This is a genomic window from Mesorhizobium sp. M7D.F.Ca.US.005.01.1.1, assembly GCF_003952545.1.
Taxonomy (GTDB): Bacteria; Pseudomonadota; Alphaproteobacteria; order Rhizobiales; family Rhizobiaceae; genus Mesorhizobium; species Mesorhizobium loti.
Genome location: NZ_CP034453.1, coordinates 3,348,110 through 3,371,814 on the forward strand (window position 1 = coordinate 3,348,110; position 23,705 = coordinate 3,371,814).

22 protein-coding genes, 1 tRNA gene and 1 pseudogene are annotated in these 23,705 nt (G+C 60.7%); 14 read left to right on the forward strand and 10 right to left on the reverse strand.

The genetic code is table 11. From position 1 onward, the window contains the following. Positions 1 to 59: 59 nt before the first annotated feature. Both EJ076_RS15900 and EJ076_RS15905 read right to left on the reverse strand, forming a co-directional pair. Entirely contained in the window at positions 60 to 710 is a 651-nt protein-coding gene (locus EJ076_RS15900; protein WP_126068524.1) for a TetR/AcrR family transcriptional regulator, read from the reverse strand. A gap of 72 nt (positions 711 to 782) precedes the next feature. After that, positions 783 to 1,067, reverse strand: a complete 285-nt coding sequence (locus tag EJ076_RS15905; RefSeq protein ID WP_126068525.1) for an acylphosphatase — start codon at positions 1,065 to 1,067, stop codon at positions 783 to 785. Between the two features lie 165 nt (positions 1,068 to 1,232). Between EJ076_RS15905 and EJ076_RS15910 the strand changes: the two genes are divergently transcribed. Then, on the forward strand, positions 1,233 to 2,225 hold the full coding sequence (locus EJ076_RS15910) for a GNAT family N-acetyltransferase (RefSeq protein WP_126068526.1): 993 nt from the start codon (positions 1,233 to 1,235) through the stop codon (positions 2,223 to 2,225). Between the two features lie 36 nt (positions 2,226 to 2,261). Here the strand turns inward: EJ076_RS15910 and EJ076_RS15915 are convergent, their stop codons facing one another. After that, on the reverse strand, positions 2,262 to 3,374 hold the full coding sequence (locus EJ076_RS15915) for a pyridoxal phosphate-dependent aminotransferase (RefSeq protein ID WP_126068527.1): 1,113 nt from the start codon (positions 3,372 to 3,374) through the stop codon (positions 2,262 to 2,264). Between the two features lie 117 nt (positions 3,375 to 3,491). On the opposite strand from EJ076_RS15915, the gene EJ076_RS15920 reads away from it, so the two are divergent. Next, positions 3,492 to 5,159, forward strand: coding sequence for a sulfotransferase (locus tag EJ076_RS15920; RefSeq protein ID WP_126068528.1), 1,668 nt, complete (start codon positions 3,492 to 3,494; stop codon positions 5,157 to 5,159). Between the two features lie 26 nt (positions 5,160 to 5,185). Here EJ076_RS15920 and EJ076_RS15925 read toward each other — a convergent pair. Then, positions 5,186 to 5,650: pseudogene (locus tag EJ076_RS15925) on the reverse strand (transposase); the annotation flags it as partial. 368 nt (positions 5,651 to 6,018) lie between these two features. Next, positions 6,019 to 7,185, reverse strand: coding sequence for a porin (locus EJ076_RS15930; protein ID WP_126068529.1), 1,167 nt, complete (start codon positions 7,183 to 7,185; stop codon positions 6,019 to 6,021). A 472-nt stretch (positions 7,186 to 7,657) separates the two neighbouring features. On the opposite strand from EJ076_RS15930, the gene EJ076_RS15935 reads away from it, so the two are divergent. The 4 genes from EJ076_RS15935 (at position 7,658) to EJ076_RS15950 (ending at position 10,915) form a co-directional block, all read left to right on the forward strand. Beyond that, positions 7,658 to 7,748, forward strand: a tRNA-Ser gene (locus EJ076_RS15935). Positions 7,749 to 7,992: 244 nt separating this feature from the next. Then, the gene (locus EJ076_RS15940; RefSeq protein WP_126068530.1) at positions 7,993 to 8,235 is read left to right on the forward strand and encodes a GIY-YIG nuclease family protein; all 243 of its coding nucleotides are present in this window, start codon (positions 7,993 to 7,995) and stop codon (positions 8,233 to 8,235) included. 135 nt (positions 8,236 to 8,370) lie between these two features. Then, complete coding sequence (locus EJ076_RS15945) at positions 8,371 to 9,585, forward strand: porin (protein WP_126068531.1); 1,215 nt, start codon at positions 8,371 to 8,373, stop codon at positions 9,583 to 9,585. A gap of 241 nt (positions 9,586 to 9,826) precedes the next feature. Continuing rightward, positions 9,827 to 10,915, forward strand: a complete 1,089-nt coding sequence (locus tag EJ076_RS15950) for a site-specific integrase (RefSeq protein WP_206438798.1) — start codon at positions 9,827 to 9,829, stop codon at positions 10,913 to 10,915. A 61-nt stretch (positions 10,916 to 10,976) separates the two neighbouring features. Here the strand turns inward: EJ076_RS15950 and EJ076_RS15955 are convergent, their stop codons facing one another. Both EJ076_RS15955 and EJ076_RS15960 read right to left on the reverse strand, forming a co-directional pair. Then, positions 10,977 to 11,876, reverse strand: a complete 900-nt coding sequence (locus EJ076_RS15955) for an alpha/beta hydrolase (protein WP_126068532.1) — start codon at positions 11,874 to 11,876, stop codon at positions 10,977 to 10,979. Positions 11,877 to 12,114: 238 nt separating this feature from the next. Then, the gene (locus EJ076_RS15960; protein WP_126068533.1) at positions 12,115 to 14,166 is read right to left on the reverse strand and encodes a lytic transglycosylase domain-containing protein; all 2,052 of its coding nucleotides are present in this window, start codon (positions 14,164 to 14,166) and stop codon (positions 12,115 to 12,117) included. Positions 14,167 to 14,400: 234 nt separating this feature from the next. Between EJ076_RS15960 and dapA the strand changes: the two genes are divergently transcribed. From dapA to EJ076_RS15975, 3 genes are all read left to right on the forward strand, one after another. Continuing rightward, positions 14,401 to 15,282 carry a 4-hydroxy-tetrahydrodipicolinate synthase gene (gene dapA / locus EJ076_RS15965; RefSeq protein WP_126068534.1) on the forward strand — a complete coding sequence of 294 codons (882 nt, stop codon included), beginning with the start codon at positions 14,401 to 14,403 and terminating at the stop codon, positions 15,280 to 15,282. A gap of 25 nt (positions 15,283 to 15,307) precedes the next feature. Beyond that, positions 15,308 to 15,787 (forward strand): SsrA-binding protein SmpB, encoded by a 480-nt coding sequence (smpB, locus tag EJ076_RS15970; RefSeq protein WP_013532594.1) that lies wholly within the window; start codon positions 15,308 to 15,310, stop codon positions 15,785 to 15,787. 174 nt (positions 15,788 to 15,961) lie between these two features. After that, positions 15,962 to 16,699: a GH25 family lysozyme gene (locus tag EJ076_RS15975; protein ID WP_109662671.1), complete on the forward strand. Its 738-nt coding sequence runs from the start codon at positions 15,962 to 15,964 to the stop codon at positions 16,697 to 16,699. A gap of 15 nt (positions 16,700 to 16,714) precedes the next feature. Here EJ076_RS15975 and EJ076_RS15980 read toward each other — a convergent pair whose 3' ends face one another. Next, the gene (locus tag EJ076_RS15980) at positions 16,715 to 17,077 is read right to left on the reverse strand and encodes a helix-turn-helix domain-containing protein (protein WP_127264628.1); all 363 of its coding nucleotides are present in this window, start codon (positions 17,075 to 17,077) and stop codon (positions 16,715 to 16,717) included. A 96-nt stretch (positions 17,078 to 17,173) separates the two neighbouring features. On the opposite strand from EJ076_RS15980, the gene EJ076_RS15985 reads away from it, so the two are divergent. After that, positions 17,174 to 18,187 carry a zinc-binding alcohol dehydrogenase family protein gene (locus EJ076_RS15985; RefSeq protein WP_126068535.1) on the forward strand — a complete coding sequence of 338 codons (1,014 nt, stop codon included), beginning with the start codon at positions 17,174 to 17,176 and terminating at the stop codon, positions 18,185 to 18,187. Between the two features lie 12 nt (positions 18,188 to 18,199). On the opposite strand, the gene EJ076_RS15990 is transcribed toward EJ076_RS15985, so the two are convergent. After that, positions 18,200 to 18,856, reverse strand: coding sequence for a uracil-DNA glycosylase (locus EJ076_RS15990; protein ID WP_126068536.1), 657 nt, complete (start codon positions 18,854 to 18,856; stop codon positions 18,200 to 18,202). Between the two features lie 11 nt (positions 18,857 to 18,867). Next, entirely contained in the window at positions 18,868 to 19,449 is a 582-nt protein-coding gene (locus EJ076_RS15995) for an NYN domain-containing protein (protein WP_126068537.1), read from the reverse strand. 327 nt (positions 19,450 to 19,776) lie between these two features. On the opposite strand from EJ076_RS15995, the gene rpoZ reads away from it, so the two are divergent. From rpoZ to EJ076_RS16015, 4 genes are all read left to right on the forward strand, one after another. After that, positions 19,777 to 20,178, forward strand: a complete 402-nt coding sequence (rpoZ, locus tag EJ076_RS16000; protein ID WP_023762094.1) for a DNA-directed RNA polymerase subunit omega — start codon at positions 19,777 to 19,779, stop codon at positions 20,176 to 20,178. Between the two features lie 128 nt (positions 20,179 to 20,306). After that, on the forward strand, positions 20,307 to 22,535 hold the full coding sequence (locus EJ076_RS16005) for a bifunctional (p)ppGpp synthetase/guanosine-3',5'-bis(diphosphate) 3'-pyrophosphohydrolase (protein WP_109662679.1): 2,229 nt from the start codon (positions 20,307 to 20,309) through the stop codon (positions 22,533 to 22,535). 65 nt (positions 22,536 to 22,600) lie between these two features. Next, positions 22,601 to 23,179, forward strand: coding sequence for an orotate phosphoribosyltransferase (gene pyrE, locus EJ076_RS16010; RefSeq protein WP_126068538.1), 579 nt, complete (start codon positions 22,601 to 22,603; stop codon positions 23,177 to 23,179). A gap of 103 nt (positions 23,180 to 23,282) precedes the next feature. After that, entirely contained in the window at positions 23,283 to 23,693 is a 411-nt protein-coding gene (locus EJ076_RS16015) for a VOC family protein (protein WP_126068539.1), read from the forward strand. Positions 23,694 to 23,705 lie beyond the last annotated feature (12 nt).

The window sequence follows — 23,705 nt, forward strand, 5'->3', positions numbered from 1 at the left end:
CTCCCTGCGCATGACCCCGAAAATCGCCTTTGATTTTCGGAAAGGGATCATGCGCGAAATCAAAATGCTACAGCGTCCTTTGCGCGTCCGAAGGGACGCGCGGCGCTGTAGGCGTCGATCTTCGCGCCGACGAGCCGCATTGTCATTGAAAGATATGTCGTGGTCACTTCAGCGATCGACAGCCGTTCGCCTGGCCGAAACCAGACGATGACGCCGGTCATCATCTGGATCAGCGCCATCGCCGTCAGCCCGGTGTCGTCGATGCTGAAGACATCAGCCTCGGCGCCGTCGCGCAGGATGGCGCGCAGCTCCTTTTCGTAAGCTGTACGCATGCGCAGGATCTGCGTCAGCCGTTCGGGCGACAGGCTGCGCAATTCCATGTTCGACACATGCGTGGCGTGCCGACGCTCGATGTGAAAGGCAATGTGGTTTTCGACATAGGCCGAGAGCCGCTGCACGGGATCCGCACTGACCGGGCGGGCTGCTTCCCACGCTTCGGTCAGACCTTCCATGTGCTCGCGCATCAGCGTGAACAGAAGCTCTTCCTTGGTTGGGAAATAGCGGTAGAGCGCGGCTGCCTGCACGCCGACTTCGCTGGCCAACTGACGCATCGACATCGCTTCGTAACCAAGGCGCGCGATAAGGTTGACCGCCACCTCACGGATGGTCGCTTCGGTCTTTTCGCCATCGGATCCGGTGGTGCGTGCCATGGCAGTCCTTTTGCGAGGCATTAATAAAACAAACGTTCAATTAATTCAAGGGCGCCCGAACCAAATCCGCCTTTATGCAACGATCCTGAACCCAACAAAGGCGTTTTCGGCCGCCAATTCCTCGACGTCGACTCTGGAAACCGAAGCCCCGGACGGCCCTTCCCAGAGGCGCTCGATCATTGTCGAGACCGCTTCATCGACGCCTGCAATCTGGGTCGTTACTGACCCATCCGCTTCATTGCGAATCCAGCCCGCAAGACCAAGGCCTGTAGCCTCGCCCCGAGCCCAGATTCTGAAGCCGACGCCTTGCACATTGCCGTAGACGCGTGCCCGCACTTTCCTGCGATGGTCAGCCATGAATTTCTCCAAGCCTGTCTCGATGAATCTGGCGCATGGTGCAGGGAATGCAACCTGAGAATCGCGGGCACGCCGCGGTAGCTGGCTCCCTGGCCTTTCGAAATTTAATTGACTCAGTCCACTAATTTTGAAAAATAGAGCTGCCTTATCCGGAGTTCGACGCAGATGCTGGATGAACGAAAAGCATTGGTGGCCGATATCAGGCGCTTCAATCGCTTCTACACGCGCACCGTTGGCCTTCTCGACGAGACGCTGACGCAAAGCGCATTCACTTTGACCGAGGCGCGCGTGCTTTTCGAACTCGGCCACCTTGATCGTCCGGCGGCTTCTGAAACTGCAGGCGAGCGAGGTTTTCTTGCCAAGGCTTTTCATCTGGAGATGGGCCCGACTGCCTCCGACATCGCCAGGCAACTGCGCGTCGATGCCGCTTATCTGACACGAATTCTGCGCAAATTCGCCGGCGAGGGTCTAACCGAAACCCGGACCGATCCGGCCGACAAGCGCCGGCGGATTCTGTCGCTCACGGCAAGAGGCGAGGCAGCCCTTTCAGGGCTCCAGGCTGCGGCGAATCGGGACACGGCGCGGCTGATCGAAAGCGTGCCTGACCACAGATTGCAGGAACTGGGCAGCGCCTTGCGCAAGGCGGGGGAATTGCTCGGCGATCCCGCCCCTGAGAACAGCCAGGTGACGCTGCGGCCGCATCGCGTCGGCGACGTCGGCTGGGTCGTGCAGCGGCAGGCCCAGCTCTATGCCGAGGAATATGGCTGGACCATTGAGTTCGAGGCGATGCTCGCCGAGATCGGCGCCGATTTCATCCGCAATTTCGCGCCCGGCCGCGACTTCTGCTGGATCGCCGAACGCGGCGGTCAGCCAGTCGGCGCGGTGTTCCTGGTTCATCAGGACGACGAAGTGGCCAAGCTCAGGATGCTGCATGTCGAGGCGTCGGCGCGCGGCCTCGGCATCGGCAAGCGCCTGGTCGCGGAATGCGTGAACCAGGCTCGCGCTTGCGGCTACATCAGGCTGATGCTGTGGACAAACGACATTCTCGTCGCGGCGCGCGCGATCTATGAGCGCGCCGGCTTCAGGCTGGTCTCGGAGGAGCATCACCACAGTTTCGGCAAGGATTTGACCGGCCAGACCTGGGAGATGGATTTGTAGGCAGCTTTTGCTGCTGGTTTGCGCGCCAGCGGTATCCTAATTCCCCCGCGCTGCCGCCAAAGCCCCGGGAAGTTCCTCGGCAAAAATATCGAGCTCGTGATCGAGGCCAACGCTGACGCGGATGCAGCGGTCGAGCACCGGGACCATCGGCTTGCGGATGAACACGTCGCGTGACAGCAGGCCTTGCAGCACCTTCAGCGCGAAAGCGCCGTCGCCGCCGCAATCGACGGTGACGAAATTGGTTGCCGACTCCAGTGGCTTCAGCCCGCTCGCCTCGGCTATCCCGGCTATGCGCCGCCGGCCGGCTGCAACCCGTGCCACCACGCTCTGCAAATAATCCTGATCGGCGAGCGCCTCGACGCCGGCGATCTGCGCCATGCGGCTGACGCCGTAATGGTTGCGGATCTTCTCGAAGTCGCGGATCACCTGGGCCTCGGCCACCGCATAGCCGCAGCGTATGCCGGCCAACCCATAGGCCTTCGAGAAGGTGCGCATGCGGATGACGTTTGGCCGCGAGATATCGATCGGCGGCAGCGCCGAGGCCGGTCCGAGTTCGCCATAGGCCTCGTCGAGCACCAGCATGGTGGTTTCCGGCAACGCCTCGATGAAGCGGATGAGTTCGTTCGCCTCCCACCAACTGCCCATCGGATTGTCCGGGTTGGACAGATAAACCAGCGGCGCCTTGTCCTTGCGCACCGCCGCCAACAGGCCATCGAGGCTTTCTTTGTCGCTCTCATAGGGGACGGTGACCAGCCGCCCGCCGACACCGGCAATGTGGAAGTTGAAGGTTGGATAAGCGCCGAGCGAGGTGACCACGGCATCGCCAGGCGCCACATACATGCGTGCCACCAGGCTGAGCAGGCCGTCGATGCCTTCGCCGACAACGACGTTCTCGGCTTTCACGCCGTGATGCGCGGCAACCGCCACCTTCAGATCGTGATTGTCGGGATCGCAATACATCCACATGTCGCCGGCGATCTCGGCCATGCGCTCGATGACGCGCGGCGAAGGCCCAAAGCTGCTCTCATTGGCGCCGATGCGGGCGCGAAAAGCGCGGCCACGCTCGCGCTCCTGCGCTTCGGGGCCGACAAAAGGCACCGTCGATGGAAGCGCATCGACGAGCGGCGTGAGGGGAGGGCGCTGGCGCATGGCGAAAAGCTCAGTTGAAGGGCCTTCTTGCTAGCGCGCCGGGTGGGCCGGTGCAAGTTGCCGTGAGGCCGATCCGCGACGCTGGATTCCTCCGGCTCTTTTTGCTAGCCAGATATCATGAACAACCGTCTCCCGCCTGCTTGGTCAAAGCACATCAAGCCCGGACCCGCGCCGAAAGCGAAGGGGCCGATCCTGAAGCCGATAGTGAATCAAGGAAACGCTCGTGCGCAGGCCGACGAAGCGCTGCTGAAACAGGCCTATGCCCTTCAGCAGGCCCAGCGGCTCGACGAGGCTCAGGATCTGTGCCTTCGGGTCCTGGCGCGCACGCCAAACCATCCGCTCGCTCTGTACATCTTGGGGACCCTATACCAGCGTTACGATGACGAGATGGCCTTGCGATATTTCGCGCGGGCGGTCGGCGAGGAACCTAAAAATCCATACTACCACCTCAGCCTGGGCGAGGCCTATGTGAAGGTCAGCGAATATTCGCCAGCCATCAGGCATATGCAACATGCCTTGGAACTGCAGCCCGGCCTTATCGAGGTGCTTTGTGCACTGGGGCGCGCCTACACCAAGTTTGACAAGCCCGATATGGCTTTGCCGCTTTACGAGAAAGCGCTCAAGATCAACCGCGATCATCCCAAAGTGCGGGCGGGGCTGGCCGGTGCGCTCAGCGGCCTAGGGCGCATGGATGAGGCCGCCGCCTGTCTGAAAGAAGCAATCGGACGTCGCATCGACGTGCCGGCTGCCTACAACGACCTTGTACAGACGAAAAAATTCACCGAAGAGCCGGAGGAACTCCCATCCATTTTGCGTGAACTCGGCAATCCCAAGCTTGATCCGGACGGTGCTTACAAGCTCTATCACGCTGCCGGCAAGGTACTGAACGACCTCAAGCGCTACAGTGAGGCATTCGACCATTTCAACAGGGCGAAACGGGCCTCCGGCTACACCTTCGATATCGATCTGTATCGCCGCTGGATCGACTCCCTGATTGAAACCTTCACGCCGGACTTTCTGGCGGCCAGGGCCGGCTATGGAAACCCTTCCGAAGTGCCAGTGTTCGTGGTCGGCATGCCGCGGTCGGGCACAACGCTCACGGAACAGATCTGCGCCAGCCATCCTGATGTTCATGGGGCAGGCGAGCTTAACAAATTAAGGCGGGTCGCCAATGCAATCGGCCTTAAAACCTCATCGGCCGGAGATTTGAGCCGGCCGGTCATGTCGATCACGCAAGACCTGTCCAGAACGCTGGCGGAAGAACATCTGTCGTATTTGCGGGAGCGGGCGCCTGACGCGCTTCGCGTGGTGGACAAGATGCCGCACAATTTTGAAATGATCGGCCTTATCGGCCTTCTCTTTCCCAACGCGCGCATCATTCATTGCCGCCGTGACGCGATCGACAATTGCGTCTCTTGCTTTGTCCAGAGCTTCAACAAAGGTCACAGCTACAATACTGACTTGCGGATACTAGGCCTGTACTATCGCGAATATGACCGACTAATGCGCCATTGGAACGAGGTTTTTCCAGGCCTTATCTTCGAAAATAGCTACGAAACGCTGGTCGAGGATCAGGAAGCGCAGTCGCGCCGCCTGATAGATTATCTCGGGCTGCCTTGGGATGATGCCTGTCTGCGCTTTTTCGACAGGGATGGTTCTGTTAACACGCCCAGCCGCTGGCAGGTTCGTCAACCGATTTACAGATCGTCCGTCAAGCGCTGGAAGAATTATGAAAACGAAATTCAGCCGCTGATTGATGCATTGGGCGACCTGGCGGACAAATAATCCGTCGACCGTGAACAATCCGGACCCTAAGCGGCGACCGACTTCGGCCGGAGGTGAAGCAGGGCGATCAAGAGCGACAAAAAATCCTTCAGCCATCTGAGTAGGCGGGCGAAGTTGTAGCCGGCGGCGGCCAGGATGGCGTTGAGGGCATTGTCCTGCTGGGCGGCGAGGTAGTTGCGGCCCATTCTGTGTTCGCTCTAGATGTGGCCGATGGCGGGCTCGACCGCCGACCGCCGCCGCATCTGGCGCTTGATAGCTGGGGTGACGCGGCGCTTCTGGCTGGCGGTGAAGACCCTGAACTTGTGGCTCTGCGGTACGTTGTGGCCGCGATAGCCGGCGTCGGCGAGGATACGGCCGATCTCGTTGCCGATGGCCTTTTCCATGTCGGGGATGACGCTTGCCAGCGTGTGGCCGTCATAGGGATTGCCGGGCAGTGCTTTTGCGTGCAGGGCGAACTGGCCACACTTGGAGCGCTTCAGCGTGGTGGCCACCGGGGGCATTCGCCGTCCCCTCGATTCGCCGCCGCTGAATCGAGTGAATCACGCTCCGCAGCACCAGGGAATCGCAAAACCGATTTGCAGGAAAACAGCGCCCAAATACCGCCAATCCTGCAATTACAAAGCCGCTATCCGCATCAATCAACATGCCAGATCAATGGCTTGCGGATAGTTCACGGTCGACTAATCCAATTCCGAAATTTGCTAACGAACTTGGCGGCAATGCGTCCGCGACCTTCGCTGTTGAGGTCGAACCAAAGGTAAGACAGCGAACGGCAGCGCCACTTGCAATGGTCGCGTAAAGTCCTAAAAAAACCCGGCGGTTGCCCGCCGGGTTTTCGATCTCGCCGAAGCGATGTCTATTAGAAGGAGCGCTGGAAGCGGAGGATACCGCCGATGTTGCTCTTCTTGTCGGCGCCGAACCAACCCTTGTTGATGTCGTCACTGCCAACGTTCTGGTAGTCGACTTCGGCCGTGACCGTGAAGCCGGGAACGACGTCATAGGCAACGTTCGCCGCAATGCCGAGGTTCTTCCAGTCATCATACGATACCTGGGCGTTGAACGAGGTCTTCTCGTTGAACTTGTAGGTGCCACCGCCCCACACCGCCCAGTTGCCGCCCCACTGCTTGTACATGCCGCGACCGCCAGCCCCGACAAGGGGACCATCGCCGAGGTTGTCGTCGGAGCCGTAGCCGCCCATGACCCACAGCGACAGTGCGTCGTTGACGTTCACGTCCAGACGAACCTTGCCTGCGACTTCTTCATAGTTGCTGTCATACGAGACAACGCCGGTGATCGCGCCCCAGCCCTGCGTCCACTTCACGCCACCGACGACATGCGGAACATAGCTGTCGATCGAGTAGTCGCCGTAACCTTCTTCGAGAGAGACCACGGCCGAGAAGCCATTGCCGGCATCGAAGTAGTACTGGATCACGTTGGTGTCGAAGCCACCGTAAGGGACAATCGTATCCTGGATGACGTTGCCGGCGTAGCCGATGAACGTATCGAAGGCCGATTCATCCTTACCAACGCGCAAGCCACCGAGCTGGATCCAGGCGAAGTTCAGCGATACGTCCTTGTTGTGCCCCTGCCAGTTGGTGCCGCCGGTCAACGGTCCGGCACCATCCGGATCCGTATAGTCGCCGGTGTTGTTGCCGAAGTTGAAGCGGGTTTCGGTGTAGGTCTTCAAGGTGCCGAGTTCGGTTTCCTGGCCGGTCCAGGTCTTCAGCGTGAAGCGAGCCTGCTTGTAGTAGGTGTCGTGCTCGCCGTCGCCCATGTGATCCGGGACGTTGTTGACGCCATCGTTGGTGCCATGATCGCCGACGCCGATGTCGTAACGGACATAGCCGCCGATGCGCAGGCAGGTCTCGGTGCCGGGGATGTAGAAGTAGCCAGCGCCGTAGACGTCGCAAATCTTGACGTATTCAGCGGGTTCCGGCTCGGCGACGACGACGGCGTCGGCGGCGCGCGCACCGGAAACTGCGATCAGGGCCGCAGCGGAGCCGAGAAGAAGGCTCTTAATGTTCATTTTCTGACCTCCAGTCAAAAGTTAAAAAACGGGTCTGGGTATTCTTTGCTGAAGGACAGCGTTCCCTGCCCCATCCCCACTACCGAAAAAGATGCGCACCGCGCCGCTCCTTCGAAATCGACATTACCCATGAGGCGGCGGCGTTCAACCACGATCGTACCGGCGAAAGGGCTGTTCGGCTGCTATCCCCTGGCGTTGTTGCACAAATGACACGATTTGGCCTCACTCAGAAAGCTCTCGTTAACCATCAGGCCCGCCGCAACCCCTTGTTTGCCGCCGAATCCGGCGATCGGCCGACGGAATCATGGCAAGCTTCCGAGTCGCTAGCCAGGAAACTGCCGCAGAACCGCCGCATCCGTGGAAAGCCGCGCTTCGGTGCGTTGTTATTTTTCCATATAATGGCTTCTTTTTCCGAGATAATGGCTGGGGCTTGTTGATTGTGCCGGCGCTTTTCTTTATCCAGCGGCGCAACGGAGAGGTGGCCGAGTGGTCGAAGGCGCTCCCCTGCTAAGGGAGTAGAGGTCAAAAGCTTCTCGTGGGTTCGAATCCCATCCTCTCCGCCATCCTGCTTCGCGCTGCGCGCTTCGCAGGACAAGTCCTTCCCTTCACCAAGCAGGATGCCCTCCGAAGCCTCGGCGAAGGAGGGCCTTAAATCGTATAAAAAACAAAAGCTTCGCGCCTCGCACTTCGCAGGACAAGTCTCCCACGCAAGGAGCGCCGCAGGTACCTTAGGCTCGTTGCATGAAGGTTGGCAGTCTGCCTGTCACGAGCCAGAATACCCCCCAACATGGCGAAGGAGGGTGGTTCGTGTGGTATGTGTATCTGCTGGAAAGCAAGGCTGTGGAGGGTGAACGCTATATCGGCGTAACTTCCGACCTGAGGCGGCGGATTGCCGAACACAACGCCGGAAAATCCAGCCATACATCCAAGTTTCTGCCATGGCGGATCGTTACGTATATCGCCTTCTCGAATCGAGCCAAGGCGACTTCATTCGAGCGTTATCTCAAATCCGATTCCGGGCATGCCTTCGCCAACAAACGTCTGTGGTGATGTCAGCATTGCGCGCTTCGTGACGGCGAAAAATCCAACTGATTCCATCGAAAATACAGTAATAACAGACACTTATTTCGGAATAACACGCCGCAGAAGGTCAGTTTTCGTTCGATTCTGACTGGAGGTCAGAAAATGAACATTAAGAGCCTTCTCCTCGGCTCCGCTGCGGCCCTGATCGCAGTTTCCGGTGCGCGCGCCGCCGACGCCGTCGTCGTCGCCGAGCCGGAACCCGCTGAATACGTCAAGATTTGCGACGTCTACGGCGCTGGCTACTTCTACATCCCCGGCACCGAAACCTGCCTGCGCATCGGCGGCTACGTCCGTTACGACATCGGTGCTGGCGACGTGGAATCATTCGATGGTGCGAGGGCAATCGACCGTCAAGACGGCAGCGAAAACGATACGTGGCATAAGAATGCCCGCTTCACACTGAAGACCTGGACCGGCCAGGAAACCGAACTCGGCACCTTGAAGACCTATACCGAGACGCGCTTCAACTTCGGTAATGGTTCTGGGGTAACTACTGACGCCTTTGGCGATTCTGTGGTAAGCGCCAACGATGCGACGAACAGTGGGATTTCTCTGAACTTCGCCTGGATCCAGCTCGGTGGTCTCCGCGTCGGTAAGGACGAATCGGCATTCGACACGTTCATCGGTTACGCCGGCAACGTCATCCAGGATACGCTGGTTCCCTACGGTTCGTTCGACACCAACGTTGTTCAGTACTACTTCGACGCAGGCAATGGTTTCTCGGCCGTGGTCTCGCTCGAAGAAGGCAGCGGAACTCAGACGCACACGGCGTTTAGTGTAAATGACGAGAATGGCGATGGCGTTGTCAATGGGCTCGACCAAGTCACAGTGACTGATGCGAACTATACGATTGACAGCTATGTTCCGCATGTTGTTGTTGGCCTGAAGTATACGCAGGGCTGGGGTGCTATCACTGCAGTCGGTGCATATGACAGCAACTATGAAGATCTCGCTGGCAAGATTCGCTTGGATGTGAATGCTACCAACGAGCTCTCGCTCTTTGTTATGGGCGGTTATGGTGAAGGCGACTTCGGGGACGGTGGGCTCCGCAACGGTCATAACTTCTTCAAGCTGTGGGATGGTAATTGGGCAGTGTGGGGCGGTGGCACCTACAAGTTCAACGAGAAAACTTCCTTCAACGCGCAGCTTTCCTACGACGAAGGCAAGAAGTTCGGCCTCGCGGCGAATGTTTCTTATGACATCGTTCCTGGCTTCAACGTCACGGCCGAAGTGGACTACATCAACGCAGGCGATAGCGACTTCCACGATAGCTTCGACGGTATCGGCGGTATCCTCCGCTTCCAGCGCTCGTTCTAAGGGCTGGTTCCTTACAGGTGAAATCCAGCCCGGGCGCGCAAACGCCCGGGCTGTTTTTGTGTCGTGACTGGGTCAAGGCAAACAGAAGGAACAGGGGAATCGGTAGCTGAATGGGTCCGTTGACGATTTCGTGGGGTCCGCCGATGGGTGGATGGAATTCGATCGCGCGATTCAAAACTCTTGAAAGGACACCCCTAATCATATTAGGTGAAACTAATTCCACTCGGGGGTGTGGTTGATAATGACAAACGAAGCGATTCAAGAGGGTGAGCCCTCTGATCATTTTTCGATGTTTTCTTCTCAAAGTTCGACGATACGATACAGTTACAACAAGATCAGAGAAGTAAAGTCGTACAGGGTCGGAGAGCTTTTTTTAGCATACCGGGACATATTATGGGATGATGGGCGGCATAAATACAATGTCAGCTCTTTCATCGGCGAGATAGATGAGCTTCTCCTTGGAGAGCGATTCAGCGCATTTGACCAGAGTACCCTGGACAACCTTATCGGCGCCTTGCGCCAGCGCGGCAACAGCAACGCAACCATCAATCGGAAGATGGCTGCCCTCAGCAAACTGCTGCGCAAGGCTCACAAGATGGGAGATATCCACAGCCTGCCCGAGTTCCGCCGCCAGAAGGAGCGGGCGGGACGGATTCGTTTCCTCGAAAGGGACGAAGAGGCAAGGTTGTTCGCCGCCATCAAGAGCCGCAACGAGGACGCCTACAGGCTTTCCGTTTTTCTGGTCGATACTGGATGCCGTCTCGGTGAGGCGCTTGGGCTGATCTGGAACGACATCCGGGAGCATCGCGTCAGTTTCTGGATCACCAAATCCGGCCGCAGCCGCACCATTCCGATGACCGAGCGCGTCAAGGAGGTCATCAAGCTGCCTCCCACCGAAGGCCGCCGGCCCAAGGGGCCGTTCACCAAGCTCAGCCAGGCACAGTTCCGTGCCATCTGGAACGACGCAAAGGCCGAAGTCGGCCTCGGCGCCGACGACCAGGTGGTTCCGCACATATTGCGCCACACCTGCGCCTCACGTCTTGTCCAGGGCGGCATCGACATCAGGCGCGTGCAGATGTGGCTCGGCCATCAGACCCTGTCGATGACCATGCGCTACGCGCATCTGGCCACCAACGATCTCGACGGCTGTGTCATCGTGCTGGAAACGCCTCGATGGGCTCAACCGACCGGCAAATGCGCTGAAGGCTCCATGTTTTCTTCACCCGTGACCACGCCTTCGTCGCCGAAGGCAGGGCGGAAACAGAGGCACGAAACGGCTGCGCCAAAGGAATCGCCGAAAGCGCCTCGGAAAAATTCAAAAGCCAAGTAGGCTGACGAGCCCAGCCTATACTATTGTAATTATCCCAGGACCTTGTTTTGGTCTTGGGGTTTTACTGTGAGCTATCCTGCCGCTCGGCCCGATCAAGAAAAGCTGCAATGTCATTGGGCAGGCTGCCGGTCTCGAGAAATGGCGCGTGGCCCTGACCCGCAACGGTGATCGCTTCTATCATAAAATGGCGTTGTCTCATTTGTTGCAGCGTGTCTATGGACAGCAATCTCGAATTGGCACCACGTATGGCGAGCAGAGGAATCGCGGCCAACGCCTCGAATTGCGGCCATAGATCAGGCAGCGGCTGCGTTAGGTCGAGACTGGCAACGATGTCGACCAGCCTCGGGTCGAAATCCGGCACCAAGCCACCGTCCGCTTCACGATAGAGAGCCCATACCATTCGATCCCAATTCGCGCCGGCAAGGGCGGGGAAGTCCTTGCCATGCACGCTGCGCTGGGCGGCAGTTGCCTGCGCGCGGGTTTTCGGAGCCGGGTCGCGCTCGAGATAGGACTGGATATGGGCAAGCCCAGCCGCCTCAATCAACGGCCCGATGTCGTTGAGAACAATGGCTTTCAGGACAGCCGGCCGCATCATGCCGAGCACATGGATGATCAGCCCGCCGCGCGAGGTGCCGATGAAGGCTGCTTCCTCGATGTTCAGCGCCGCCAGCCCGGCAAGGATGTCGCCGGCCTCGACGCCGACATTGTAGTTTTTGACCTCGGGATCATAGGTTGACTGCCCGCGCCCACGGTAGTCGAAGGCGATGACCTTTCGCGGAGTTGCCGCATCCGTCGACAGATAGAGCGCCAGCTCGTGAAAATCCCTGGCGTTGCGGGTCAGGCCAGGCAGGCAGACGACCGGCCAAGATCCGGTATTGGCCTCGCCATAGACGCGCGCATGAAGTTTTAGCCCATCCGGTGCGTTGTAGAAGAAGTCGGAAAAAACTTGGTCACTCGACATCTGGGCGCGTTCCTTGCCGTTGCCGGATCGTCTCCGACAGCTACAGGCGAGGCGAGGGATGGTCAAATAGACGGCGCTCTTGCCTTCTCCCCTTGTGGGAGAAGGTGGATCGGCGCGTTAGCGCCGAGACGGATGAGGGGTGTTCCAGCGGAGTGAGGCGTTGGCGTTCCCTGGAACACCCCTCATCCGACCGCTTCGCGGCCACCTTCTCCCACAGGGGGAGAAGGGAAGAGCGCCGTCAACTCCGCCCGTTCACCAGATCGCCAACTATGTCGTATTTGCCCGAAATACGCATCTTGTAGACTTCGTAATTCTCCATCACACGCTGAACGTAACTTCTTGTTTCCGTGTAGGGAATCCGCTCGATCCAGTCGACGACAGCATCGATGTCCTTGCCGCGCGGATCGCCATATTTGGCCACCCACTGACTGGCACGGTTGGGGCCGGCATTGTAGCCGGCGAAGGTCAGCACATAGGAGCCGTTGAAGCGATCGAGCTGTTCGCCGAGGAAGGCCGAACCAAGCGTCGCGTTGTAGCCGGCGTCGGTGGTCAGTCGTGTCTGTGAAAACTGCAATCCGGCTTTCTTCGCCAATTGCTTGGCGGTTCCCGGCATCAGCTGCAGCAGGCCGCGCGCGCCGGCGCTGGACACGGCGCCGATGTTGAATTCGCTCTCCTGGCGGGCGATCGCATAGGCCAGCGCCTTGCCTGAACCGGAAATGTTGGCCGAATCGGGAATGACGCCGAGCGGATGCGACAACGCGCCGACATCGATGCCACGCGCGCCGGCGATCTTGCCGACTTTCAGCGCCATGAAATGGTTGCCTTGCTTTTCCGCAAGGACAGCGAGCAGCGCGAGTTCCCCCGGGCTGGTCAACTGCCCGGCAAGGTCGCGATAGAGCGTCTCTGCATAGCGGTCATAGCCCGCTTCCTGCAGCCGCTTGATGGCGTTGACGGCCTCGCGGCCAGCAAAATTCTGCCGGTCGGCTGCACTTGGCTGCGGATAGACAATGTTCAGCGCCTGCCGGCCGACGCGTTCGGCGGCAAGCTGGCCGTAAAATGTCGTGCCATAGGCTGCGGCGCGTGCAAAATAGTCCTTGGCGCTGCCCGGGCCACCGACTTCCGCAGCACGGCCGAGCCAGTAATAGGCACGCGACAGCGTCATCGGGCCTTGGGCAAGGTCGGCGATGCGCGCGAAATGCGTTGCGGCAAGCTTGGGGTCGTTCAGGCCACGCAACGCGTACCAACCGGCGTGGAATTCAGCATCCGCAGCATTGGTGGCACTTTCGGCGGCGTGTGTGGCGACGATCCGGTAGGCCGTTTTCATGTCGCCTTGGTCGACCAGTTCGCGCGACAACACCCGGCGCTCGACCCACCAGGCATCCGGATCGACCAGAGCGTCGCGATCGGCCGGTGCCTGCATCACAATGGCTGCGGCGCCGGCAAAATCCTCTTGCTTGCGCAGATATTCGGCCTGCGCGAAGAAATAGCCGGCCGAAAATTGTGCCGCCGGCACTGCCTTCAGCAGTTTGGCGGCATTCTTGTCGCCTTTGTCCGCCGCCGCCCAGGCATCGGCGAGCTGCTGGGCCCCGGCAAGGCCGGCGACGCGCAGCGCGGAATTCGCGCGGTCGGCATAGAACATGCGCTCCATGCGAAAACGGTGGTCGGCAGCCGGGATCAGGCCGCCGAATTCCTTGATGAGCGCCGTCTCATCCTTGGCCTCCAGGATAGCGGTGCGCCAGAATGGCGACAGCACCGAGCGCGCCGCTTTGGTATTGCCAGACGCCACATAGGCGCGGGCAAGAACCATCACGCCTTCGAATGTCTGCGGCTGGCTGCCATCGAACGCCGCAATGACGATGTTGGGGGCAGGGTTCTCGCGATAGAGCGCGCGCTCGCTGTTCTTGCGCAGTGCGACGGTGCCCGGCCAGTTGGGCAGCATCTTCGCCGCGGCGGCGATATCGCCGCTCGGAACCTTGTCGCCGCCATAAAGCGCGATCGCCCAGGCAAGGATGTGCTGGTCGAGCGATTGAGCGGGAAGGGCATCGCGCACGGCAAGGGCGCCGGGAATGTCGCCGGCCGCCAGAGCATCCAGCCCGCTCTTCAAGAGAGCGACGCTCTGCGAGGGCGCCGGTTGCGCCTTGTCCTGCAGGTTGGGGATTGGGATGACCGAGCCTGGCATCGGGATGGCCGAAGTGACCTGCACATCGACGCTGCCGCCCGTCGCCATGCCCGGCATCAGCGCGAGCGTGGCGCCAAGCAGCGCGAAAAGGTGAGGCCGACTGCCCGGCATGATCTTAAGTCTTTCCTTGTCCTGGCATTCTACCAGCAGGCGAAGATGCCTCGAAGCCTAAACTTAGGTCGTGAAGAGCCCGTAAACAAAGAGTTAGCGAGGCCGTTCGAATTGCGCTTGCTGGCACCATGGCAATGCTTGCCGCGCAACCATGTCGAGACTATGGTGCGCCGCTTCGCTTTCGGCTAGAAGGCGCGCACCGCAAATACCAGAAGTCCCAAGGAGTTGGACGATATGCTGAGAGGCTCGCTTACTGCGCTCGTGACACCGTTCGAAAAGAGCGGGCGTTTCGACGAGAAAGCCTTTCGCGCGTTCGTCGAATGGCAACTCGCGGAGGGCACGACAGGACTGGTTCCCGTGGGCACGACCGGCGAGTCGCCGACGCTGTCGCATGACGAGCACCGCCAGGTCGTCAAGGTGTGCATCGAGGTTGCCAGGGGCCGCGTTCCGGTCGTTGCCGGCGCCGGTTCCAACAACACCGAGGAAGCCGTCGGGCTCGTGCAATATGCCGAGAAGGCCGGCGCCGATGCCGCCCTGGTCGTCACGCCCTACTACAACAGGCCGACACAACGCGGCCTGTACGAGCACTTTGCGGCTGTCGCCAAGGCGACCAAGCTGCCGATCATCATCTACAACATTCCGCCGCGCTCGGTGATCGACATGATGCCGGAGACGATGGGCCGGCTCGCGCACGACTTCAAGAACATCGTCGGCGTCAAGGATGCCACCGGCAAGGTCGAACGGGTCTCCGAGCAGCGCGCCACGTGCGGCAAGGATTTCATCCAGCTTTCGGGCGAGGATGCCTCGGCGCTTGGCTTCAACGCGCATGGCGGCGTCGGCTGCATTTCGGTGACGTCGAACGTCGCGCCGCGGCTCTGCGCTGAATTTCAGGAGGCGACGCTGTCCAGCGACAGCGCCAAGGCACTGGACTTGCAGGATCGCCTGCTGCCGCTGCACAAGGCGATCTTCCTGGAGCCTGGTGTTTCCGGGGCCAAATACGCGTTGTCGAAGCTGGGCAAGGTCGAGAACGTGCTGCGTTCGCCGCTTGTCACGGTCGAGGATGTGACCGCGGCAAAGATTGATGCGGCCATGAAGCACGCCGGCTTGATTAATTAGGGATGAGGCGCCACCTCTCCACATCATGAATCAAGTCAGAAAAGCCGATCCCAACAACAAGACCGTTTCGGAAAACCGCAAGGCGCGGTTTTCCTACGAGGTGCTCGACACGGTCGAGGCCGGTCTGGTGCTGACCGGCACCGAGGTCAAATCGCTGCGCCAAGGCCAGGCCAATATCCAGGACAGCTACGCTTCGGTCGAAGGCGGTGAGATCTGGCTGATCAACTCCTATCTGCCGGAATATCTGCAGGCCAACCGCTTCAACCATGAGCCACGCCGGCGCCGCAAGCTGCTGCTCAACAAGCGCGAAATGGCGAAGCTGTCGCAGAGCGTCGACCGCGAAGGCATGACGCTGGTGCCGCTGAAGATCTATTTCAACGACCAGGGCCGCGCCAAGCTGCTGCTCGCCGTCGGCCGCGGCAAGAAACTGCACGACAAGCGCGAATCCGAGAAGCAGCGCGACTGGTCGCGAGAGAAGGGTCGGCTCTTAAAAGAGCGTGGGTGAGGAGCGGTTCGCGAAGCGGACGAAAAGCCAACGATTTGGCTTTTCGAGCGACGAACGGTGAAGGGCCGGTCCGCCTTCGGGCGGATCAAAAGGTCCGGAGGACCTTTTGAAGGGACTGAACGCCCGAAGGGCAGGGAGCCATAGCGAAGGGCCGGGAAGCCGAAGAGGATAGTCTTGAAGAACCGGATTGTCCTCTTTGGTTTGGCCAGCCTGGTCTTGCTATGTTTCGTCGCAGCAGGCGGCTATCTCTATTTCAGGGCGTTCTCACCGGACCGCGATAAATATCCGGTCAGGGGCATCGATGTCTCCCATCATCAGGGCCAGATCGACTGGCGGCGTGTTGCCGCCGACGATGTCGCCTTTGCCGTCATCAAGGCGACCGAAGGCGGCGATCATGTCGACGATGCCTTTGCGAGGAATCTGGAGGAGGCCCGCGCCGCTGGTCTCGCCGTTGGCGCCTACCACTTCTTCACCTTCTGCCGGCCTGGCGCCGACCAGGCGAAGAATTTCATCTCGGTTGTGCCGCACGATCAGCCGCTGCTGCCGCCGGTCGTCGACATCGAATTCGGCGGCAACTGCCCGCAACGGCCGACGCCCGAGCAACTGAGCGCCGAACTGGCCGCATTCCTTGCTCCAGTCGAGGCGGCGTTCGGCAAGCCCGCGATTGTCTACCTGACCGATGAGGCAGCACAGACCTATGCCGGACGCATCGCTGCCCGTCCGCTCTGGCTTCGCTCATTGCTCCTGGAGCCGGATCGCGACGACTGGATCTACTGGCAATACCACAACAGGGGGCGCGTCGACGGCATCAATGGCGACGTCGACCTGAATGTGCTGCAGGGTGGGCCGGCCGTGCTGGCTGCGCTGTCTGCGGCGGGATTGCTCACTCCCGAGGCTCCATTATCCCCCTGAACCCGGCGAAGTCATTCATGCCGCGGCTTGGGGAACCTCCGGCGCGAGCGTGACATTGGCATCGCCCCAGATTTTCAGGGCGGTGATCACTGGCTCCAGGCTTCTGCCGCGCGGTGTCAGGCTGTATTCCACCTTCGGCGGTACCTGTGCATAGACCTTGCGGGCAATCAGCCCGTCCGTCTCCAACTCGCGCAACTGGTTGGTCAGCATGCGCTGCGTGCAGTTCGGAATGCGTCGGCGGATCTCGTTGAAGCGCATCGTGCCCTCGAACAGATGGTAGAGCACGACGCCTTTCCACTTTCCGTCGATATAGCGCAGCGTTCCCTCCACGGTGCAGCCGGGGCTGCAATCAAATCGCTCATGGCGAACGCGTGGCATGACGGTATCCTTTTCGACACTATGTGCTTTATATGTGCATTCTTGCGAATGAAGATCGTAGACGGCATCTCTATCCCACACAACATGGAGAAGAAGATGCGCGCCGTCGGTTATCAAATCCCAGCCCCCATCACCGATGAGACCTCCCTTGTCGATATCGACCTGCCCAAGCCAGTGCCGAAAGGCCGTCAACTGCTGGTCGAGGTGAAGGCGATCTCGGTCAACCCGGTCGATACAAAGGTGCGACGTAGCGCCAGACCCGAAGCCGGAACGTGGCGGGTGCTCGGCTGGGACGCCGCCGGCCGGGTCGTTGCGACCGGTCCGGACGCCAGCCTGTTCAAACCGGGTGACGATGTCTTTTATTCCGGCGCGCTGGCGCCGCAAGGCACCAATGCCGAGTTCCATCTTGTCGATGAACGCCTTGTCGGCCGCAAGCCCGGCTCGCTCGACTATGCGCAGGCGGCGGCGCTGCCGCTGACGGCGGTTACAGCCTTCGAGGCGCTGTTCGACCGCCTCGATGTCAAGAAGCCTGTTGCGGGCGTCGCAAACGCCATCCTGATCATCGGCGGCGCCGGTGGCGTTGGCTCGATCGCGGTGCAGCTTGCGCGCCAACTGACCGGTCTGACGGTGATCGCCACCGCGTCAAGGCCCGAGACGCGCGACTGGGTCCTTGGGCTTGGCGCCCATCATGTCGTCGACCATTCGAGGCCGCTCGCTGCTGAAGTGGCGGCCCTCGGCATCGGCGCACCGGCCTTTGTGTTCTCGACAACCAACACCGACCGGCACCTGGCTGAGATTGCCGAATTGATCGCGCCGCAGGGCCGGTTCGGCTTGATCGACGATCCCCAGACACTCGACATCAATCCGTTCAAGCGCAAGAGCGTTTCGGTCCATTGGGAACTGATGTTCACCCGCTCACTGTTCGAGACGCAGGACATGGCCGCACAGGGTAAGCATCTGAACGAACTGTCCCGGCTTGTCGACGCAGGCACCATCCGCACGACACTGGGCGAGACCTTCGGTCCTATCAATGCCGCCAATCTGAAGCGCGCCCATGCGCTGATCGAGACCGGCAAGGCCAAGGGCAAGATCGTGCTGGAGGGTTTCTGACTGAGGTCGAATCTAGCCTTGCAGAAACGCCGCGATCTTACTGAAAACGCTTACGAACATCGCTTCGGTCAGCACGCCGGTGTTGGTGTTGTAGCGCGAGCAGTGATAGCTCGAAAACAGCGTGATGCCGCCGGCCGGTAGCTGTCCGCCATGCTTGAACGGGTAGGCAGCGACGCGCCCGCCGAGTGCCCGCACGGTCGACTGATGCGCGATCGATCCCAGCGCCAGCACGGCGCGCAAATTGGGGAACCGGGCGATCGTCGGCACCAGGAATGTCCGGCAGGTGGCAATCTCGGCGCCCACCGGTTTGTTCTCCGGCGGCACGCAGCGCACCGCATTGGTGATCGCCGTGCCGACAAGCTCCAATCCGTCATCTGGCCGCGCCTTGAATTCACCGCGCGCAAAACCGTGCGAAATCAGCGTCGAGTAGAGCAGGTCGCCGGCATAGTCCCCGGTGAAAGGACGGCCGGTGCGGTTGGCGCCGCGCAGGCCGGGCGCCAGCCCGACGATCAGAAGCCGGACGGCATCGTCGCCTTCCGGCGGAAGGAAAGTCGGCACCGGAGCGTTGAACCAGGATGGCTCGCGCTGCCGCCACTCGGCGATGAAATCGTGGAGCCGCGGGCAGAGCGGGCAGTCGCGGCTGGGTTCGGAGGCGGAAAGGGCGGTCAAGGCAACCGGCCTCAGTAGTCGTCCTCGTCGACTTCAGCTGGCTCGGGGCGGCGCGCCGGCCGCTCGGACGGATCGCGGCCGACCTCGTTCTTCAATGTCGTCAGGTCGATGAAATGGTCAGCCTGGCGGCGCAGATCGTCGGAGATCATCGGCGGCTGGGAAGCCATAGTCGAGACAACAGACACCTTGCGGCCGCGCCGCTGCAGTGCCTCGACCAGCGTGCGGAAATCGCCGTCGCCGGAAAAGATGACGTAGTGGTCGACGACATCGGCGAGTTCCAGCGCATCGACCGTGAGCTCGATGTCCATATTGCCCTTGATCTTGCGGCGGCCGGTTGAGTCGGTGAATTCCTTGGCCGGCTTGGTGACCACCTTGAAGCCGTTGTAGTCGAGCCAGTCGATCAGCGGACGGATCGAGGAGTATTCCTGATCCTCGACCAGTGCCGTGTAGTAATAGGCGCGCAGCAGATAGCCACGCTTCTGGAAGCTCGACAGAAGCTTGCGATAGTCGATGTCGAAGCCGAGCGCACGCGACGTTGCATAAAGATTGGCGCCGTCGATGAATAGGGCGATTTTTTCACGAGGGTCGAACATGGAAAATATTCCTTCTCGAAATAAACGGCCGTCTAAACGAAATGCGATAGCGACGTTCGGTCAGGCTCATAATAAACCGGCCGACCTCTACGCCATCCGAGATAGCGCCAGTTTCGCGGCAATCCAAGGGCGTGTTGCCGCACTGCAAGCAATTGTGATCGGGACACCGAACGCATAAGTAAAGGCTGGTTTTGCCGAATCGGGCGTTCGAACGAAGGATTGGGTGCCCTGCTGCCCGGCCATTGCCATGATGCTTGTATTTTGGCGGCGTTCGGGTTATGGACCGCGCCTGTTTTCCATCAAATCCATCGCATGAAAGGGGCATCCATGGCCCGCGTAACCGTTGAAGATTGCATCGACAAGGTCGACAACCGCTTCGAGCTGGTGCTTTTGGCCGGCCACCGCGCCCGGCAGATCAGCCAGGGCGCGCCGATCACCGTGCCGCGTGACAACGACAAGAACCCGGTCGTGGCGCTGCGCGAGATCGCCGACGAGACGCTGTCGCCCGACGACCTCAAGGAAGATCTGATCCATTCGCTGCAGAAGCATGTCGAGGTCGACGAGCCCGAGGCCGATGGCGAGGCGATTGCCGATCAGACCGGCGCCGCCGTTGCGGCCACCGACGCCGATGACACCGAAGAGAACATCACCTTCGACCGGATGACCGAGGAAGACCTCCTGGCCGGCATCGAGGGCCTGGTGCCGCCGGAAAAGAGCGACGACTACTAAGCGAGCGCTCTGGACCTGCCTGGAATACGTTTCCGGCACTTCCGTCCAGTCAGTTTCGTGGCTATCTATGAGATGCGCCGTACGCTAGTGCGGCGCATCAATCATTTCAGCACCGCGAGATTCCGCCCATGATGCGTCAGTATGAGCTTGTCGAGCGCGTCCAGCGCTACAAGCCTGACGTCAACGAGGCGCTGCTCAACAAGGCCTATGTCTATGCCATGCAGAAGCATGGCCACCAGAAACGCGCTTCCGGCGACCCCTATTTCTCGCACCCGCTCGAAGTCGCCGCCATCCTCACCGAAATGCACATGGACGAGGCGACGATCGCGGTCGCCCTGCTGCACGACACCATCGAGGACACCACCGCGACGCGGGCCGAGATCGACGAGCTGTTCGGACCCGAAATGGGCAAGCTAGTCGAAGGCCTGACCAAGCTGAAGAAGCTCGACCTCGTCTCCAAGAAGGCCGAGCAGGCGGAAAACCTGCGCAAGCTTCTGCTGGCGATTTCGGAAGACGTCCGCGTCCTTCTGGTCAAGCTCGCCGACCGTTTGCACAACATGCGCACCCTCGATCATATGCCGGAGGCCAAGCGCCTGCGCATCGCCGAGGAGACGATGGACATCTACGCGCCGCTGGCCGGGCGCATGGGCATGCAAGGCATGCGCGAGGAGCTGGAGGAGCTCGCCTTCCGCTACATCAATCCGGAAGCCTATCGCGCCGTCACCGCCCGGCTCGCAGAAATTTTCGAGCGCAACAAGGATGTGCTGTCCGATATCGAGAAGGCGCTATCCACGCTGTTCGAAAAGCATGAGATCAAGGCAGGTGTGAAGAGCCGCCAGAAGAAGCCGTGGTCGGTGTTCCGCAAGATGGAGGCCAAGGCGCTGTCGTTCGAGCAGCTGTCCGATATTTTCGGCTTCCGCGTCGTCGTCGACACGGTCGAGGATTGCTACCGGGCGCTTGGCGCCATCCACACCACATGGTCGATGGTGCCTGGCCGTTTCAAGGACTACATCTCGACGCCGAAGCAGAACGACTACCGGTCGATCCACACCACCATCGTCGGGCCGTCGCGCCAGCGCGTCGAACTGCAGATCCGCACCCGCGAGATGAACAAGATCGCCGAGTACGGCGTCGCCGCGCATTCGATCTACAAGGACACCGGCGGCAAGACGAATGGTGCTGCCCACGCCATCTCGAAGGAGACCAACGCCTATGCCTGGCTGCGGCGCACCATCGAGCAGCTTGCCGAGGGCGACAATCCCGAGGATTTCCTCGAGAACACCAAGCTGGAGCTGTTCCAGGACCAGGTGTTCTGCTTCACCCCGAAAGGCATGCTGATTGCGCTGCCGCGCGGTGCGACACCGATCGACTTTGCCTATGCGGTGCATACCGATGTCGGCGACACCTGCGTAGGCGCCAAGGTCAACGGCCGCATCATGCCGCTGATGACGGAACTGAAGAACGGCGACGAGGTCGAGATCATCCGCTCCAAGGCGCAGGTGCCGCCTGCGGCGTGGGAATCGGTCGTCGTCACCGGCAAGGCACGCTCGGCGATCCGCCGGGCCACCAAGAACGCCATCCGCAAGCAGTATTCGGGTCTTGGCATCCGCATCCTGGAACGCGCCTTCGAGCGCGCCGGCAAGACCTTCACCAAGGAGAGCCTGAAGCAGGTGTTGCACCGGCTGGCGCGCAAGGACATCGAGGACGTGCTAGCCTCGGTCGGGCGTGGCGAGCTTGCCTCCGCCGACGTCATGAAGGCGGTATTCCCCGACTACAAGGACGAGCGCGTCACCACGGCCGCACCCAAGCCGCGCGAGGAGGGTTGGTCGAAGATACGCAATGCGGCCGGCATGCTGTTCCAGATTCCGGGCCGGGCCGCGCGCAAGGACAAGGACCAGCCGCGCGATGGAGCCGTGCCGATCCGCGGCGTGCGCGGCGACCTGCCGGTGCGTTTCGCGCCGGAAGGGGCAGTGCCCGGTGACCGCATCGTCGGCATCGTCCAGCCGGGCACCGGCATCACCATCTATCCGATCCAGTCGCCGGCGCTGCAGGCGTTCGACGACCAGCCCGAGCGCTGGATCGACGTGCGCTGGGACATTGACGAGCGCACCAAGGAGCGCTTTCCGGCGCGCGTCTCGGTCACCGCCATCAATGCGCCGGGTTCGCTCGCCGATATCGCCCAGGTCGTTGCGTCGAACGACGCCAACATCCATACGCTGTCGATGGTGCGCACCGCGCCGGACTTCACCGAAATGCTGATCGATCTCGAAGTCTGGGATCTGAAGCACCTCAACCGGCTGCTGTCGCAGCTCAAGGACAATTCGAGCGTCAGCGATGCAAGGCGCGTGAACGGCTAGACCATGATCCCGAAAGGTGGGGACCGGTTTTCGGACAAGATCATGGTCAATCAAAAGAGGCAGACATGAACACCGATGAAGTGCTGGGCATTTTCCGCGAGGCGGGTGCTGTTCTGGAAGGGCATTTCATTTTGACCTCGGGCCTGCGCAGTCCGGTCTTCCTGCAGAAGGCACGCGTGTTCATGCATGCCGACAAGACCGAGCGGCTTTGCAAGGCGCTGGCCGAAAAGATCCGCGCCGCAGTGCCTGGCAAGATCGACTATGTCGTCGGCCCGGCGATCGGCGGGCTGATCCCGGCTTACGAGACGTCGCGCCATCTCGGCGTGCCGGCGATCTGGGTCGAGCGGGAAGGGGGCAAGTTCCGCCTGCGCCGCTTCGAGATCGCAAGGGGGGCGCGTGTCGTCATCGTCGAGGACATCGTCACCACCGGTCTGTCGATCCGCGAGACCATCGAATGCCTGCGCGAGCTTGGCGCCGAAGTGGTTGCCGCGGCCTGCATCATCGACCGTTCGGCAGGCAAGACGGATGTCGGCGTGCCGCTGATCGCGCTCGCCGAATATGAGGTTCCGGCCTATCCAGCCGATCGGCTGCCGCCGGAGCTTGCCGCCATCCCGGCGGTCAAGCCCGGCAGCCGCAACATATGACTATGCATGTCGCCCAAAAGTGTGCTGCGGTTTTGGGGCAACGACATGCATGAAAACAAATTGCATGTCGTCCAAAAGTGCGCAGCGGTTTTGGGGCAACGATATGCATGAGAACAAATCGTTTATGATCGCCGGCATCGATCATTTCGTGCTGACGGTCGCTTCGCTGGAAGTGACCTGCGCCTTTTATCAGCGAGTGCTGGGGCTTGAACGCATCGATACGCCAGGCCGGCCGACGGCGCTGGCTTTCGGCAATCAGAAGATCAACGTGCATGAGATCGGCCGGACCTTCGAACCGAAGGCGAAGGCGCCAACGCTGGGATCGGGTGATTTCTGCCTGATCACAGACCGGCCGCTGAACGAGGTCTGTGCCCGTCTCGCGGCCAACGATGTGGCGGTGGAAGTCGGGCCGGTCGAGCGGACCGGTGCCCGCGGTCCGATGTTGTCGATCTATTTCCGTGACCCCGACGGCAACCTCGTCGAGGTCAGCGAATACGAACCCGACAAGACCTGAAAGGTCTGATCT